12 protein-coding genes and 1 pseudogene are annotated in these 15,874 nt (G+C 69.4%); 8 read left to right on the top strand and 5 right to left on the bottom strand.

What is annotated here, in order from left to right; genetic code table 11:
* Both ACP2WS_RS11060 and ACP2WS_RS11065 read left to right on the top strand, forming a co-directional pair.
* Window positions 1–567, top strand: a 567-nt coding sequence (locus ACP2WS_RS11060; protein WP_426460821.1) for a YadA family autotransporter adhesin, incomplete at its 5' end; no start/stop codon positions are given.
* Between the two features lie 53 nt (window positions 568–620).
* Complete coding sequence (locus ACP2WS_RS11065; RefSeq protein ID WP_426460822.1) at window positions 621–1,427, top strand: OmpA family protein; 807 nt, start codon at window positions 621–623, stop codon at window positions 1,425–1,427.
* A 150-nt stretch (window positions 1,428–1,577) separates the two neighbouring features.
* Here ACP2WS_RS11065 and ACP2WS_RS11070 read toward each other — a convergent pair whose 3' ends face one another.
* Both ACP2WS_RS11070 and ACP2WS_RS11075 read right to left on the bottom strand, forming a co-directional pair.
* Window positions 1,578–2,525: a DMT family transporter gene (locus ACP2WS_RS11070; RefSeq protein WP_426460823.1), complete on the bottom strand. Its 948-nt coding sequence runs from the start codon at window positions 2,523–2,525 to the stop codon at window positions 1,578–1,580.
* Between the two features lie 124 nt (window positions 2,526–2,649).
* A complete protein-coding gene (locus tag ACP2WS_RS11075; protein ID WP_374491930.1) occupies window positions 2,650–5,640 on the bottom strand; it encodes a DNA topoisomerase III in 2,991 nt (996 codons plus the stop codon).
* Window positions 5,641–5,864: 224 nt separating this feature from the next.
* Between ACP2WS_RS11075 and ACP2WS_RS11080 the strand changes: the two genes are divergently transcribed.
* The 3 genes from ACP2WS_RS11080 (at window position 5,865) to ACP2WS_RS11090 (ending at window position 8,589) form a co-directional block, all read left to right on the top strand.
* Window positions 5,865–6,719, top strand: a complete 855-nt coding sequence (locus ACP2WS_RS11080; RefSeq protein ID WP_426460824.1) for a biotin--[acetyl-CoA-carboxylase] ligase — start codon at window positions 5,865–5,867, stop codon at window positions 6,717–6,719.
* A 69-nt stretch (window positions 6,720–6,788) separates the two neighbouring features.
* Window positions 6,789–7,262, top strand: a complete 474-nt coding sequence (locus ACP2WS_RS11085; RefSeq protein WP_426460825.1) for a hypothetical protein — start codon at window positions 6,789–6,791, stop codon at window positions 7,260–7,262.
* A 91-nt stretch (window positions 7,263–7,353) separates the two neighbouring features.
* Window positions 7,354–8,589: a thiamine phosphate synthase gene (locus ACP2WS_RS11090; protein WP_426460826.1), complete on the top strand. Its 1,236-nt coding sequence runs from the start codon at window positions 7,354–7,356 to the stop codon at window positions 8,587–8,589.
* Window positions 8,590–8,711: 122 nt separating this feature from the next.
* Here the strand turns inward: ACP2WS_RS11090 and ACP2WS_RS11095 are convergent, their stop codons facing one another.
* Window positions 8,712–9,185 carry a copper resistance protein NlpE N-terminal domain-containing protein gene (locus tag ACP2WS_RS11095; protein WP_374491926.1) on the bottom strand — a complete coding sequence of 158 codons (474 nt, stop codon included), beginning with the start codon at window positions 9,183–9,185 and terminating at the stop codon, window positions 8,712–8,714.
* A 344-nt stretch (window positions 9,186–9,529) separates the two neighbouring features.
* On the opposite strand from ACP2WS_RS11095, the gene ACP2WS_RS11100 reads away from it, so the two are divergent.
* From ACP2WS_RS11100 to ACP2WS_RS11110, 3 genes are all read left to right on the top strand, one after another.
* Window positions 9,530–10,354, top strand: a complete 825-nt coding sequence (locus ACP2WS_RS11100) for a 5'-methylthioadenosine/adenosylhomocysteine nucleosidase (protein ID WP_426460830.1) — start codon at window positions 9,530–9,532, stop codon at window positions 10,352–10,354.
* A 253-nt stretch (window positions 10,355–10,607) separates the two neighbouring features.
* Entirely contained in the window at window positions 10,608–13,370 is a 2,763-nt protein-coding gene (gene mgtA, locus ACP2WS_RS11105) for a magnesium-translocating P-type ATPase (RefSeq protein ID WP_426460827.1), read from the top strand.
* A 13-nt stretch (window positions 13,371–13,383) separates the two neighbouring features.
* Complete coding sequence (locus ACP2WS_RS11110) at window positions 13,384–14,691, top strand: NHL repeat-containing protein (RefSeq protein ID WP_426460828.1); 1,308 nt, start codon at window positions 13,384–13,386, stop codon at window positions 14,689–14,691.
* Between the two features lie 271 nt (window positions 14,692–14,962).
* Here ACP2WS_RS11110 and ACP2WS_RS11115 read toward each other — a convergent pair whose 3' ends face one another.
* Both ACP2WS_RS11115 and ACP2WS_RS11120 read right to left on the bottom strand, forming a co-directional pair.
* On the bottom strand, window positions 14,963–15,586 hold the full coding sequence (locus tag ACP2WS_RS11115) for an RBBP9/YdeN family alpha/beta hydrolase (RefSeq protein WP_426460829.1): 624 nt from the start codon (window positions 15,584–15,586) through the stop codon (window positions 14,963–14,965).
* Window positions 15,587–15,706: 120 nt separating this feature from the next.
* A pseudogene (locus ACP2WS_RS11120) lies at window positions 15,707–15,874 on the bottom strand (IS30 family transposase); the annotation flags it as partial.

Here is a 15,874-nt window from a genome sequence, read left to right on the forward strand (position 1 = left end):
AGTGTCACCTCCACCAGCACCGACGCCATCAACGGCAGCCAGCTCTACGCCACCAACCAGGCGGTGACCCAGCTGCAGAACGGCGGGGCCGGTCCGGTGCAGTACGCCAATTCGGGGTCCACCACCTCGAACGGCGGCACGCCCACCAACACCCTCACGCTGGTGGGTGCGGACAGCTCTTCGCCCGTCACGCTGACCAATGTGGCGCCGGGTGAGGTCTCCTCCACCAGCACGCAGGCAGTCAATGGCGCACAGCTCTACCAGACCAACCAGGCCGTGAACACCCTTGGTAACCAGGTGAGCGCTCTGGGCAACCAGATCGGCAACGTGGATCGCAATGCCAGCGCCGGCACAGCCAGCGCCATGGCCTCTGCCGGTCTGCCGCAGGCCTATCTGCCGGGCAAGAGCATGGCAGCAGTGGCAGGTGCCACCTACCGCGGCCAGTCGGCCATGGCGGTCGGTGTGTCCACCATCACCGACAACGGCAAGTGGGTGTTCAAGGGCAGCCTCAACAGCAACACCCGCGGCTACGTCGGTGCCACCATCGGTGCCGGCTTCCAGTGGTAAGGACCAGCGCCATGACACAGGCATCGCATCATCAGAAAGGGAACGGCTTCATCATGAAAAAATCGATTGCACTCATGGCCCTGGCCTGCGCAGGCGCGGCCTCGATGCTCGCAGGCTGCACCTATGCGGTCAGCCACGGCATCACCGACCAGGGTACGGCCAGGGAAGTGGTCTTCCCCAAGGCCGAGGACACCAGTGGTGTGCCTGAAGGGGTCTTCCCGAACGTCGAGAATCTGCGCAAGATCGGCAAGGGCGTGACCAAGGACGACCTCTACCATCTGGTGGGACGTCCGCACTTCAGCGAAACCCATGGCGCCCGGGAATGGGACTATCTCTTCAAGTTCCGGGATGTGCCGGACGGGCCGGTCACGGTCTGCCAGTACAAGGTCATCTTCGACAAGGACATGAAGGGCCAGTCCTTCTACTGGATGCCCGAGGGCTGTGCGGCACGGGTGAATGGCGCTGTACCTGCACCTCGCGCCGAGGTGGTGCATCTGCAGGCGGATGCGCTGTTTCCGCTGGGCAAGGGGGGCGCAGCCGACCTGAATGCCAAGGGACGCACGGAGCTCGATGCCCTGGCCGCCGATGTGGTGGCCCATCGCCCGCAGGCGCATGTGACGGTGACCGGACATACCGATCGTCTGGGGCAGGCGGCCGCCAACCAGCGGCTGTCCCTGCAGCGGGCCGAGACGGTGCGACAGCATCTGATCGCCAAGGGGGTGCCTGCCGACCATATCGTGGCCGAAGGCAAGGGCTCCAGCCAGCCTGTTTCCCACTGCGGCCGCAGCCTCAAGGGGGCGGCGCTGGTATCCTGTCTGGCACCGGATCGTCGCGTGGATGTGACCATCACGCAACCCTGATGCCGGCGCTGCCCGCAGGGCCTGTCTGACAAGGCAGGCCGGGCGGGATGTCGCCAGCCCCGTACCGCGCGCCCGCGCAGACCCTGGAGTCTGCCGGGCGCGCTGCTTTTGACGCCTCCTCTTTCCCGGTGTGCAGAGAGGGCGATGAGCTCAGGAGGACAAGGGCTCGGGCCGGATGCGCATGGCCAGCGTGACGCCTGCGATCAGGCAGGCGATGCCGGTCAGGGTGGGAAGGGCGGGCCATTCCTGGCGCAGCACGAAGGCATAGGCCAGGGCCGAGAGGGTCTCGAAGACGATCATCGGGCCCAGCAGGGTGGTGGGGAGCCGCTGGCTGGCGGCATTCCACAGCAGGGTGCCGAGCCATGAACACAGCAGCCCGATGGTGAGCATCAGGCCGGCAAAGACCAGCGGGCGCGGCCCCAGGGGCAGGGCAAAGCCAGGCTGGGCCACGGCCAGAACCGCGCTGACGCTTCCGTAGGCCAGGCAGGCAAGCGGCAGGGTGACCAAGCCCTGCGCGGTGGCCCAGGTGGTGGGGCTCTGGTCGGGGTGGGCCCGCATCCAGCGGGCGTTGCGCAGGGGATACCAGGTCCAGCATCCGAGGGCCAGCACGGCCAGGGCCAGGCCGCTGGCGTAGCGCCAGCCCCAGGCCGGGGCGTGGCCGCCGCGCAGCTCGGTCAGGTTGACGAGCAGCAGCCCGGACAGGATCAGCAGCAGCGGCAGCGCCAGGCGCTTCCAGGGGAGGTGGCCTTCCTGCTGGCCGTAGAGCCAGTTGGCGCTCAGGCTCATCACCACCGGCAGCGTGCCGATGATCATGGTGGACACGGGGGCGCCGGTGCGCTGGATGGCGCTGGCAAGGCAGAAGTAGTAGAGCAGGTTGCCCACCAGGGTGAGGCGGGTGGCCTCGATCCAGTCGGAGGCGTGCAGGCCGCGCAGGCGGGCCCGGTCATGCCAGGCGAGCGGCAGCGCGACCAGACCGAAGGCCACGTAGCGCCCGGCCGATTGCAGGGCGGCCGGGTAGTCGGGCACGATCAGGGGACCGACGAAGACCAGTCCCCAGAGCAGCCCCGCGCCCAGGGCGTAGAGAATGCCGATGCCCATGCTGGAGTGCGTGTGCGCTCGTGCAGTCAGCCGCCCACCGGCAGGGAGAGCCGGGGCGCGGCGCAGCCGCAGAGACAGGAGCGGCTGCCAGAGCGCCGCACCGGGGCGCTTTGCACGGTGGGCATCAGGCGTCCTTGCGCAGGTGGGCGCCGATCAGTCCGGCGAGCGCGAACATGTTGGCGCGGTCGGTGCCGAGCACGGCACGCAGGGCGGCATCGGGCACGATGGTGCGCTTGTCCTGCGGGTCCTGCAGCTGGTGGGTCTTGATGTAGTCCCAGAGCTTTTTCATGGCCTGCGGGCGCGAGACCAGATCGGGACCAATGACGGCCGCGAGCGCCGCATCGGGGTGCAGCGTGCCTGCCGCAGGGGTGCGGGCAGGCTTGGTGGCGGTGCCGGTGGCCTTGCGGCGGGGCGTGGCCGGGGTCTTGGCTCCACGGGCAGCAGGAGCAGCGGCCTTGGCGGTCGGCTTGGCGGCACTGCGGGCCGAAGGACGTGCGCCGGGGCGCGGCTCGAAGCCGAACACGACCTTGCCGGCGGCGGCATCCCACTGCAGGAAGGCCTTGAAGGGGCGGCGCGTCTTGTTGGAGACGAACTTGTCGAGCAGGTCGGTGCGGCCTTCGACGAGGAGCTTGGCGAGCTGCTCGTGGTCGATGGGCTGCTGCAGGATCACGGTGCCGGTCTTGAAGGTGCAGCTCGGCGTGGGATGGGCGACGGTGGGAACGGCCTTTTCGCAGACGTAGTTGCTGCCGTGCTCGACCACGTTGCTGCCGCAGATGGGACATTTGCCGAGCACCTGGGCCTCGGCAAAGTCGGCCAGTGTGCCGGAGTCGGTGTCCTCTTCCTTGCCGAAGTCGAATTCGAGCCGGTAGTTGTGGGTGTCGTCGTCCAGCACCAGCTGGAGCTCGGCCGTGAAGGGCCAGCCCGCCTTGCTGCGGAAGCCTTCGAGCGGGCCGATGCGGTGGTCGCGCAGCAGCTGCTCGACCTCGGCCACGTCAAAGGTGCGTCCGCCGGGGGTCTTGGAGATGGAAAATCCGCAGCCGTGGTGTTCGCCGGCTTCGTCGCCTGCGGTGCTGTCGGGGCGTCCGGTGCAGGCATAGCGGCGGTAGTTCTCCTTGACCACGCCGCCGCAGTGGGGGCAGGGGGTCTGCAGGGTGGCGTAGTTGCCGGGCACGGTGTCGCGGTCGTATTCCTTGGCCTTGCGCACGATGTGCTCGGTCATGGCCGCGATTTCCTGCATGAAGGCTTCGCGGCTCAGGCGGCCCTGTTCCATCTGGGCGAGCTTGTATTCCCACTCGCCGGTGAGTTCGGGGTGGGTGAGCTCGGCCACTTCGAGTCCCCGCAGCAGGGTCATGAGCTGGAAGGCCTTGGCGGTGGGAATGAGCTCGCGCCCTTCGCGCAGCAGGTATTTCTCGGAGAGCAGGCCTTCGATGATGGCGGCGCGGGTGGCTGGCGTGCCCAGCCCCTTTTCCTGCATGGCCTCGCGCAGTTCGTCGTCGTCGACGAGCTTGCCGGCCCCTTCCATGGCGCCGAGCAGCGTGGCTTCGGAGTAGCGGGCCGGGGGGCGGGTGTGCAGGCCCTTGGCCTCGGTGTGTTCGGTGCGCACGAGCTCGCCCTCGCGTACGGGCACGAGGTGCTTGCCGTCCTTGCCTTCGTCGCCGGTTTCGGAGGCGGCTTCCTTGCCGTAGATGGCGAGCCAGCCGGGCTGCACGAGCACCTTGCCGTCGCTGCGGAAGTGGTGGCTCACGGCGGGGCGGCCAGCTCCTGCGGCGGCGCCATCCCCGTCCGCCGGGACCGAGACGGTGCTGGTGCGGGTGGTGACCATGAACTCGGCGCTGGGGAAGAACACCGCCATGAAGCGGCGCACCACCAGGTCATAGAGCTTGCGCTCGGCCTCGCTCAGGGCACCGGGAGCCTGCAGGGTGGGAATGATGGCAAAGTGGTCGCTCACCTTGCTGTTGTCGAACACGCGCCGGCTGTGCCGGATGTAGCCCTTGTCGATGGCCGTCTGCGCAAACGGGGCCAGGTGGCGCATGTCGCTTGCGGAGAGCATGCCGAAGGTCTTGTGCACCACGCTCAGGTAGTCCTCGGGCAGGTGGCGCGAGTCGGTTCGCGGGTAGGTGAGGGCCTTGTGGCGCTCGTACAGGCTCTGGGCGAGCGAGAGGGTGGTCTTGGCCGAGAAGCCGAACTTGCCGTTGGCCTCGCGCTGCAGGCTGGTGAGGTCGAACAGCAGCGGGCTGGCCTGGGTGGCGTGGCGGCTTTCCTCGGTGACGCTGGCGGCGCGGCCGCGCACGGCCGTGGCAATGGCCTGGGCGTCGCGGGCGTTCCAGAGGCGGTCGGCACGGGCTTCGGGGTCGGTGCCTTTCTTCCACTGCGGATCGAACCACTTGCCCATGTAGTCGCCGGCTTCGGCCTGGAAGGTGGCGTGCACTTCCCAGTAGTCGCGACTCACGAAGGCGCGGATTTTTTCCTCGCGCTCGACCACGATGGCCAGCGTGGGGGTCTGCACCCGGCCCACCGTGGTGAGAAAGAAGCCGCCGTCGCGCGAGTTGAAGGCCGTCATGGCACGGGTGCCGTTGATGCCCACCAGCCAGTCCGCCTCGCTGCGGCTGCGGGCTGCGTCTGCGAGGCCCTGCATGTCGCTGTCGCGGCGCAGGTGGTCGAAGCCGTCCCGAATGGCCTGCGGCGTCATGCTCTGCAGCCACAGACGGCGCACGGGCTTGCCCAGCGGCTTGCTGCCGCCGGCGTACTGCTCGATGAGGCGGAAGATCAGTTCGCCCTCGCGTCCCGCGTCACAGGCGTTGATGAGGTCGGTCACATCCTTGCGGCGGGCCAGCTTGACCACGGCGTTGAGCCGGGACTTGGTCTTGTCCACCGGCTTGAGGTCGAAGTGGGGCGGGATCACCGGCAGGTGCGCGAAGCTCCACTTGCCGCGCTTGACGTCGTAGGCCTCGGGAGCCTGGATCTCCACCAGGTGGCCGACGGCGCTGGTGACGAGGTAGTGCGCGTTCTCGAAGTAATCGTCGTGCTTGTCGAACTTGCCAGCCACCGGGGTGAGGGCGCGCACGATGTCCTGCGCGACCGAGGGCTTTTCGGCAATGACGAGAGATTTGCTCATGGCAGTGTGTGTCGGGATGGAGGGGTGTTCCGGAGGGGCGCGGCGCAGGGCGGCCTTCTCCTACAATGGCCGCAGACCGTGTCGCGCGGGCCGCAGCGCATGCAGGAGGCATGGGCCGGCCGTTCGGCCGCATTATTCCCTTTTTCTAAATTAGCACAGAGTCGCGGTCGAAATAATTCACGCCGCCGCACAGGCTCTGTGTGCAATCTCCGTCATTGTCCGCCATGTCCTCGCTGTCCCTGCAGTGGCCGTCCGAGACGCTCTGGAGCCAGATCGAGCCCCTGTGGCCCGGCTTCAGCGTCGAGGTGCAGCCCGAACTCACCTCTACCAACACCGTCCTCATGGAACGCGCCCGCGATGGACACCTGCAGCCCACGCTGCTCGTGGCCGAGCGGCAGACTGCGGGCCGTGGGCGTCTGGGCCGGCACTGGGCCCCCTCGCCCCCCGGGCAGGCACTCACCTTCTCCATGGGGGTGCCGCTCGGGAGCGGGGATCTCTCCGGGCTGTCGCTCATGGTGGGCTGCAGCGTTGCAGCAAGTCTCGATCCGCAGCATCGGCAGGAGCTGCGCATCAAGTGGCCCAACGACCTCTGGTACCACCAGCGCAAGCTGGTGGGCATTCTGGTGGAGGTCTGCCTCGTGGGGCAGGAGCGCTATGTGGTGGTGGGCGTGGGCATCAACATCGCGGCCGTGGGGGCTTTGCCGCCGCCCGAGCCGGGCCGTCCCGCGCCCCAGCCTCCGGCCTGCGTGCAGGAGTGGGAGCCCGATGCCACGGCGCCCGGCATTCTGGCGCGTGTGGCGCCGGCCCTGGCGCAGGCCCTGGCACAGTTCGCCCGTGCGGGATTTGCCCCGTGGCAGGCCCGGTTTGCGGCACGCGATGCCCTGGCAGGGCAGGCCGTGTGGCTCTCCGACGGCAGTGTGGGCACGGCCTGCGGCGTGAGCGAGCGCGGCGGACTGCGGGTGCGCATCGAGCAGCCCGGGGTGGCGCCGGCCGTGCGGGAAGTGCTCAGCGACGAGATCAGCGTGCGGCCCCTGCCGCCGTCCGGCGGGCGCATTCTGAGCACGGATGCATCCGCATGAGTCCGTTCCCTGCCTGTGCGGCAAGGGGCGCGTAGGGCACAATGCCCACTGAAAGGAAGGTGTTTGCCCATGTTGCGCTGGCTGTTTGCCCTGGTTCTGCTGCTCAATGTTGCCTGGTATGCGTGGGCACATGCCTGGCTGGCGCCCGTGGGGCTTGCGCCGGTGCCGCCCGGCGAACCCGAGCGGCTGCAGCAGCAGGTGCGGCCCGAGCGCATGCGCATTCTCAAGGACACGCCGGCCAATGTGCCGCATCCGGTGCCGAGTGTGCCGGCTGCCCCTGCACCGGCCGCCGCTCCCGAACCCAGGGCCGAAGCGCCCGCGCAGGACGCCGCGCCGGTGGCGGCACCCGTGTCCGCTGCGGCGCGAGTGCCCGTGGTGCACCGGCGGCTGGCGGCTCCGGTGGGGATGCGTCCGGCCTCGGCGGCATCGGGCGCAGTGGTGCGCCGCCGTCGGCCCCGCGTGCGGCCCCATGCCTCTGCGGCGGTGCCCCGGCCCGCCCGGCCCGCAAGGCCGGCTCCCGCACCGGCTGCCGCTCAGCCCTGAGCACCCATACCCCCGGGCCGGTATCGGGTCGTGCATGCGCGCGCGGCCCGGTGCAGGATGTCCGGATGGTTGAATGGAGGAGATGGATTCCATGATGACGACTTTTCAGCCACAGCCTCTGACCGTGCATGCCATGGACTGGCAGCCCGCCCTGGCGGAACTGGCCGCTGGTGCGGTGTCCGCTGCAGGCGCGGCCGATGCGGCAATCGAGGCATGGGCAGAGCGCTGCCGTGCCGATCTGGAGGCGGCCCTGCCCGGGCAGCAGCATCTGGTGCTGGCCCATCCCGGAGCCGTGCGGGAGGCAGCGCGCGTGTACCTGAGCAGTCCGCAGGCGCAGGGCTGGCTGCATTCCCCGCTCGCAGGCGGGCCCGGCGCGCCGCACTGGAGCGCCCGTGCCGCGGATGCCCTGTACATGGCGGCGCTGCAGGCGCAGGAGCACGGCTTCTGTGCAGCCGACTGCGGCGTGCTGGGCATGATGGGGGCACTGGCCAGCATCGAGGCCCTGGATCAGGCGCTGCCGCTGGCCTTCACGGGGGCACGGCGGCATTTTCCGCTGCTCGGGGCGGCCCGGGCGCAGGCGTTCCAGGCGCTCCCGCGCAGCGTCCATGCGGCAGGCCATCCGCACGGGCTGTATGCCGTCATGGGCGATGCCGACTGGGTGCTGCGCGCGCTCGATCTGGGCGTGCGGGTGGTGCAGCTGCGCGTCAAGCACCCGGAGGCCGGCCAGCTCGATGCCGACGTGGCGCGCTGCGCCGAGGCGGCCGCGCGGCATGGAGCGCTGCTCTACATCAACGACCACTGGCAGGCGGCCCTGCGCCATGTGCTCTACCGCAACGGCCACGGCATTCATGGGGTGCATCTGGGGCAGGAGGATCTGCAGACCCTCTCCGATGCCGATCTCGACCGCATCCAGCTCGCCGGCCTGCGGCTGGGGGTGAGCACGCACAGCCTCTGGGAGCTGGCCCGCGCCCTGCGCGTCCGGCCCAGCTACGTGGCCTGTGGGCCGGTGCACGCCACCACCACCAAGGACATGCCCTGGGTGCCGCTGGGCGATGCGAACGTGGCCTGGTGGGCGCACCTTGTGCATGACGAGGCGGGGGCCGATCACCCCGCACTGCCGCTGGTGGCCATCGGGGGCATGACGCCGCAGCGGGCCCGCGCGGCTGCTGCCGCCGGAGCCGATCTGGTGGCGGTGGTGAGCGCCCTGACCACGGCAGCCGACTCCGCACAGGCCGTGGCGGCCCTGCGCGAGGCCATCGCCCAGGGGCAGGCCGTGCGCACCGAGACGCCGGCACCGGCCTGGCCGCTGCCCACGCTGGTGCGCTGAACGATCGCGCCCCACGCCCCGTCTGATGCAGGCCATGTGCGCATCAGGGGGGTGTGCCTCCGGGCCTGTTTCTTGGCCCTGCTTCAGCCCTCCCTGCAGCACTGTGCGTGCAGCCGCAGTGCTCAGTCCCGCGTGTACACGAGGGGGTGGCTGGCGGCTTCTTCGGGGCTCATGCTCTCGGTGCCGATGCGTTCCAGCGTGTTGCGGCCCACGCGCAGGCGGGCGCTTTCGTCCTTGGAGGCCAGAATGATCACCGTGCGCGAGGCGTCCCAGCGGAAGCGCGCCGAACTGGTGAAGGTGTAGGGCCTGCCGCGCCGGAGCATGGTGGTGGTCAGGCTGTAGGTCATGTTGGGCCGCAGGGTGAGCGCCAGCTCCATGCCCCTGCAGGAGCCGGGGGCGGCGTGCGGGCACACGGGGTCATGGGCGCGATAGCGCCCGACCCAGGCCGGCAGGTCGCTGCCGGGTGTCGTCCGCACGGGCGGGGCACGGCGGACATGGGTGTCGGGAGTGGGAGCGGGGGTGCCACAGGCGGCCAGGAGCAGGCTCGACAGGGCGGCAGCCCACCAGCCGCGAAAACGGGTGATTCGGGACAGCATGATCGGTCAGCAGGAAACAGGCCCGCGCGGCCGGCACACACACCGGCCCCGGAACGGGCCACACAGCATGAAAATGGATGGAGGGGTGGCTGCCGGCACCATCGGCACGGGCATGCATCGGGGGCACCGGCTCCATGGGCGATTACACCATGCAGGCGCCGCGACCTCCGGCCCTGTTGCGACTCGCAACATATTGCGGCAGGGCACAATGGCAGGCTGCGGCGCCGAAGCGGTGCCGCGAGGTTCCCTGTCCATGGCCCTCTCGCGCCATGGCCATCTCCATGGCCTTTGCCGTTTCCATTTCCGTATGGCTGCCTTCCCTGCTGCCGGAGCACTGTCTGTCCATGTCTGCCGATCTGTCCCCGTCGTCCTTCCGTCCTGCCCGCATCGGCATCGTCAGTGCCATGCATGCCGAGCTTTCGGCCGTGATCGAACGGTTGCCCGACGAGCGCCGCAGCGTCACCGGCGGGCGCAGCTTCTGGCAGGGGCACTGGCATGGCCATGAGGTGGTGGCTGTGCGTTCGCGCATCGGCAAGGTGGCAGCAGCCACCACGGCCACCGCGCTGATTGCGCAGTACGGGGTGGACTGCATGGTCTTTACCGGCGTGGCCGGCGGGCTCGCCCGGGACGTGCGGGTGGGGGACATGGTGGTGGCCCACAGCCTGCTGCAGCACGACATGAACGCCTCGCCGCTGTTCGCGCCCTACGAGGTACCGCTCTATGGGCGCTCGCGCTTTCCCGTCGATGCGCTGCTCTCGCGTGCGCTGGTGGAGGCGGCGCACAGCGTGCTGGCCCATCCGCACGACACGCTGGGCAGCGAGGCGGTGGCGGAATTCGATCTGCAGGCGTCGCGCGTGCACGAGGGGCTCATCCTGAGCGGCGACCGCTTCGTCGCCACGAGCGCCGAGAGCGCTGCCCTGCGCGAGGCGCTGCCCGATGGCCTGTGCGTGGAAATGGAGGGCGCGGCCGTGGCGCAGGTCTGCCATGACTATGGCCTGCCGTTTGCCGCCCTGCGCACCATCAGCGACCGTGCCGACGACGACGCCCATGCCGATTTCACCCGCTTTGTCGACCGCGTGGCCAGCCGCTACAGCGTGGCCGTGCTCGACGCCTGGCTGCGCGCACTGCCGGCGGGGGGACCGCAGGGCGCTGCCCGGCTGGTGTCCTGACGCGCTGCTGCGCTGCCGGGCGGGAAGTCCGGGAGCATGCCGGTGGAGTCCGCAGGTGCCGATGTGGCCACCGGGGTCTTTCGGGCGCCGGCCCGGCGGCAGAGTGTCATGGGAATGACACCCGGCGGGGCAGGGCTTGTCCGACAATGTCTGCTGAGCCCCTGACACGCGCCGGACAGGGCCCTGCGGGGTTTTCGGGTGCGCAGGCGGCCTGCCGACCAGGGCATGGGCCCCGGCCGTACCGGAGAACTCCATGCCGTTGGCCTTTCGGGCATCGTTTGCCCATTTTCTGCGTACCCGCCACTTTGCGCGCCATTTCCGGCGCTTTGTCCTGGCCGATGTGTCGGCGGCGCATCCGGGCGCGCACAGCCTGCCGCCCGATCTGTCGGCCGGCATGCTGGCCGCTTCCGATGCCGGGGCGGCCGAGCTGCTCACGCAGCTGGGCAGCCAGCCCGGCGGACTCACGCAGGCCCAGGCGGACGCCGTGCGCGAGCGCACCGGGCCCAACGAGATCCAGCAGGAAAAGCCGCTGCCCTGGTGGCATCACCTGTGGCACTGCTACAGCAACCCGTTCAATCTGCTGCTCACCGTGCTCGCGGGGGTGTCCTGGTCCACCGACGACATGCGCGGCGCCATCGTGATCGGCACCATGGTGGTGTTCTCCACGCTGCTGCGCTTCTGGCAGGAGGCCCGCTCCAACCGCGCGGCCGATGCCCTCAAGGCCCTGGTCAGCAACACGGCCACCGTGATGCGTCCCGACCCGGTGGCCGAGGTGCAGCCCGATGCCGAGCGCTACTTCGGAGTGCGCCTGCAGGCCCAGGGCCCCCAGCGGCTGGAGGAGCCGCTGCACGCGCTGGTGCCCGGCGACATCGTGGTGCTGGCTGCGGGCGACATGATCCCGGCCGACTGCCGGGTGCTCACGGCCAAGGACCTGTTCATCAACCAGTCCGCCATGACGGGCGAATCCCTGCCGATCGAGAAATTCCCCACCCTGCGCCGCGCGGCCACCGGCGAGGTGCTGGAGCGCGAGAACCTGGTCTTCATGGGCACCAACGTGGTGTCGGGTTCGGCCACCGCCGTGGTGGTGCACACGGGGGCGCACACCTACTTCGGGGCGCTGGCCGGGCGCGTCACGGCGACCAACCGGGCTCCCACTTCGTTCCAGACGGGGGTCAACCAGGTGAGCTGGCTGCTCATCCGCTTCATGCTCGTCATGGTGCCGGTGGTGCTGCTTCTCAACGGCTTCACCAAGGGCAACTGGACCGAGGCGCTGCTGTTTGCGCTGTCGGTGGCGGTGGGCCTCACGCCCGAGATGCTGCCCATGATCGTGACCTCGACCCTGGCCAAGGGGGCGGTGTTTCTCTCGCGCAAGAAGGTCATCGTCAAGCGGCTCGACGCGATCCAGAATTTCGGCGCCATGGACGTCCTCTGCACCGACAAGACCGGCACGCTCACGCAGGACCGCATCTTCCTCGCCCGCCACGTCGATGTGTGGGGGCAGGATTCGGACGAGGTGCTGGAATTCGCCTACCTCAACAGCTACTACCAGACCGGCCTCAAGAACCTGCTGGACGTGGCCGTGCTCGCCCATGCCGACGATCTCCGCGCCCTCGACCCCGCACACCGCTATGCCAAGGTCGACGAGATCCCCTTCGACTTCACCCGCCGGCGCATGTCGGTGGTGGTGGCCACCCCCGCGCACGACCACCTGCTCATCTGCAAGGGCGCGGTGGAGGAGGTGCTGTCCATCTGCACCTCGGTGCGGCACGGGCAGGAGGAGCAGCCCCTCACGCCGGAGCTGCTCGCGTGCATCCGCAAGGTGACGGCCGACCTCAACGAGGAGGGCATGCGCGTGGTGGCCGTGGCGGGCCGGCGCACGCCCGGCACCCAGACCACCTACGGCCTTGCCGACGAGGCGGGGCTCACGCTCGCGGGCTATGTGGCCTTTCTCGATCCGCCCAAGGAATCCACCGCCCCTGCCCTGCGCGCACTGGCCGCGCATGGCGTGGAGGTCAAGGTGCTCACGGGCGACAACGACCTCGTCACCTCCAAGATCTGCCGCGAAGTCGGTCTCGCGCAGCAGGGCCTGCTGCTCGGCAGCCAGATCGAGGCCATGGACGACGCCACCCTGGCCCCCGAGCTGGAGCGGCACAACGTGTTCGCCAGGCTCACTCCCGCGCACAAGGAGCGCATCGTGCGGCTGCTCAAGACCCGGGGCCATGTGGTCGGCTTCATGGGCGATGGCATCAACGACGCCCCCGCCCTGCGTGCTGCCGACATCGGCATCTCGGTCGACTCGGCCGTGGACATCGCCAAGGAGGCAGCCGACATCATCCTGCTCGAAAAGAGCCTCATGGTGCTGGAGGAGGGCGTGCTCGAAGGGCGCCGCACCTTCGCCAACATGCTCAAGTACATCCGCATCACCGCCAGCTCCAACTTCGGCAACGTGTTCTCGGTGCTCATTGCCGGGGCGTTCATCCCGTTTCTGCCCATGCTGCCCATCCACCTGCTGGTGCAGAACCTGCTCTACGACATCTCGCAGACGGCCATTCCCTTCGACCATGTGGATGCCGACACCCTGCGCCGCCCCCTGCGCTGGAACCCGGCCGACATAGGCCGCTTCATGATCTGCTTCGGACCCATCAGCTCGGTGTTCGATGTGCTCACCTTCCTCATGATGTGGCACATCTTCGGGGCCCAGACCCCCGCGCAGCAGACGCTCTTCCAGTCCGGCTGGTTCGTGGAGGGGCTCGTCACCCAGACGCTCATCGTGCACATGATCCGCACCCCGCGCATTCCGTTTGTGCAGAGCCGCCCGGCCTGGCTGCTGGTGGTCATGTCGGTGGCGATCATCGCCGTGGGCATCTTCCTGCCCATGGGGCCGCTGGCCCCCGTGCTGCGGCTGCAGCCCCTGCCGCTGCACTACTTTGCGCTGCTGCCCCTGCTGGTGCTGGGCTACATGCTGCTCACCCAGCTCATGAAGCGCTTCTACATCCGCCGCTTCGGCTGGGAGTGAGGCGATGCGGGCCATGGCACTGCCTCTGCTGCATCCCCGAGCCCACAGCGCCTGCTCCAGCGCCATGCTCCGGTGGGGCTGCGGCCTGCTGGGGGGTGTGCTGCTGGGGATCGGCCTCGGCGGGCTGCTCCTGCCTCCTGTGCGGGCGCAGCAGGCCCCTCCGGCACAGCAGGGCATTTCTCCTGCAGACGCGATGCCCGTGTCTGCCCTGACGCCCCGCTGGCCGATTCCCGGGCTGGCGGCAGGCTGGGTGCCGCAGGGGCTCGCCTTCGACCACTCCGGCTGGATGTACCTCTCCAGCTACCGCACCGCGTCGGATGCCGGGAACCATTCTGCGGCTGGTGCCGAGGTGGCGGCGTCGGGCGGTGTGGGCAGTGCGGCCGCTGCCATATCTCCCACCTGCCGCGTGACGTGGCTCGACCCGGCCACCGGGCAGGCACGCGGCCATCTGGACTGGCCCGCCGGCACCTGCCACCATGCTGGTGGGCTGGCATGGTCGCCTGCAGGCGCACAGGGCAGCGGCCGGCTGTGGATGGCCGACACCGTCACCCTCTGGCGCATCGACCTGCCCCGCACCCACGCCACCGGCCCGGTCATCGGCGCCCGACGCGCATGGCAGCTCTGCGGGGCGCTGCGCGGCTCCTTTGTCACTTGGGACGGGCAGGCCCTCTGGCTGGGCGTCTGGGCGCGCCACGCCCGCACACAGCCACCGCCCCGCCTGTACCGGCTCTATCCCGCCACCCTGCACGCACTGCCCCCGGACCAGTGCGTGAACGAGACGCTGGCCACCGCTGCCGTGCCTCTGCCGCCCCGGGCACAGGGCGCGGCGTTCGACCACGACGGCACGCTCTGGGTCGCCACCAGCGACAGCCACCGGGGCACGCTGTACCGGCTCGATGCCCACGGGCGCACGCAGGCCCGCTACACCCTCGTTCCCGGGCTGGAAAACCTCGCCTTCGACCCCCAGGGCCGGCTCTGGAGCCTGTCCGAATCCGGCGCCCTGCGCTATGCAACGTGGGCCGTGCGGTTTCCGTATGTGTTTGGCATCGACCTGCCAGCCCTGCAGCACTGGGCCTTGCCCATGCCTCAGCAGGCCCCGGCGCCATCCGCACCCGGTGCAGACAGTCGGCCCGCCCTCAGCGCCAGCCCGCAGCCATGCCCGGATAGGCCGGCCAGTAGGGCCAGCCCTGGGCCTCGCGGCTCTCGTTCAGCGGAATGCGGAGCGGCCCCGCATCGGCCGCGTGAGCGTGAATGGCAGGTGCTGCAGGCGCAGGCCGCAGGGCAGCAGACGGCACCGGCAGGCTCCACGCCAGCGCCGTGAGCGCCAGCACGTCGCGCGCCTGTGGCACAAGGGAATCGGAGGACGGAAGCAACGGGGCCGTCGGGGCAATGGGGATAACGCGGGACATGGCAAAGTCTCCAGACAGTCGGTAAGCCGAACAAGGGCGAAAAGAGGCAGAAAAAGGCGGCAGAGGCACAGCGCGCATCGCGGCGACAAGTACCTGAGCCTGGGCCTGCGCCGCCTGCATCCCACACCGTCTGCGCATCTGCAGGCAGGGGCGGGTAGGCAGGGCATGCCGTTCAGGCGGGCTTCAGGCGCACATTCGGCAGGCCTCGGCCGGCTGGCGCACCGCATGCGGCGGCGCGGAGGCCACTCGCTGCAGCACCCCCTGCAGAATCTCCCACCCCTCGGGCCAGGTGCCATGCCCCGAATCGGCGTTGATGTGTCCCGCACCCGTCATGCGCACCAGCTCGCTGCCCCAGGCATCGGCGTATTGCTGCACCAGATCGAGCGGGCAGTAGGGATCGTTGTCGCTGCCCACCACCACGCTCGGGTAAGGCAGCACCGTGCGCGGCACCGGGGCAAAACCCTCCAGCGCCGCCACGCGCAGCGGATTGGCCGGCGCCACCAGCAGCGCCGCCTGCACCCGCGCCGCCACGGCAGCCGGCAGATGCACGGAAGTGATGCACCCCAGACTGTGCGCCACCAGCACCACCGGACCGGGCCGCGCCGTGATCGTGCGCGCCAGCTGCGCCACCCACGCTCCGCGCTCCGGCGCCTCCCAGTCCTGCTGCTGCACCCGCTCGGCCTGCGGCAGCCGTTGCTCCCAGCGCGTCTGCCAGTGCGCAGGCCCCGAGTTGTGCCAGCCCGGCACCATCACAATGCGCACCGGAGCGGCATGACGGGCGTGAACAAGCGAAAAAGCGGCGTGCATGATGGATTCTCCTGACATCTGAACCCCCATGATGCCGCGCATGCTTCAGTTTGAAAAAGAATAAGAAGGGCGGTCTCCAAAGCGAAGTGCAACACTGTGATGGAACTGCAGTGACTTCGATCAGTGGATGGTAGCGGTCTTGGCCTGTTGGATGTCCCGCATGAACTGCCTGAAGGTCTGGTAGGGACTGTTCCAGTCCAAGGTCTGGCGTGGCCGGTTGTTCATCAGATCTGCGATGGAGTCCAGCATGTCCTGGTCATGCACCGACAGGTCAGTGCCCTTGGGCAA

The organism is Brachymonas moutaii (nom. illeg.), assembly GCF_049977365.1.
In the GTDB taxonomy this organism is placed as follows: Bacteria; Pseudomonadota; Gammaproteobacteria; order Burkholderiales; family Burkholderiaceae_C; genus Brachymonas.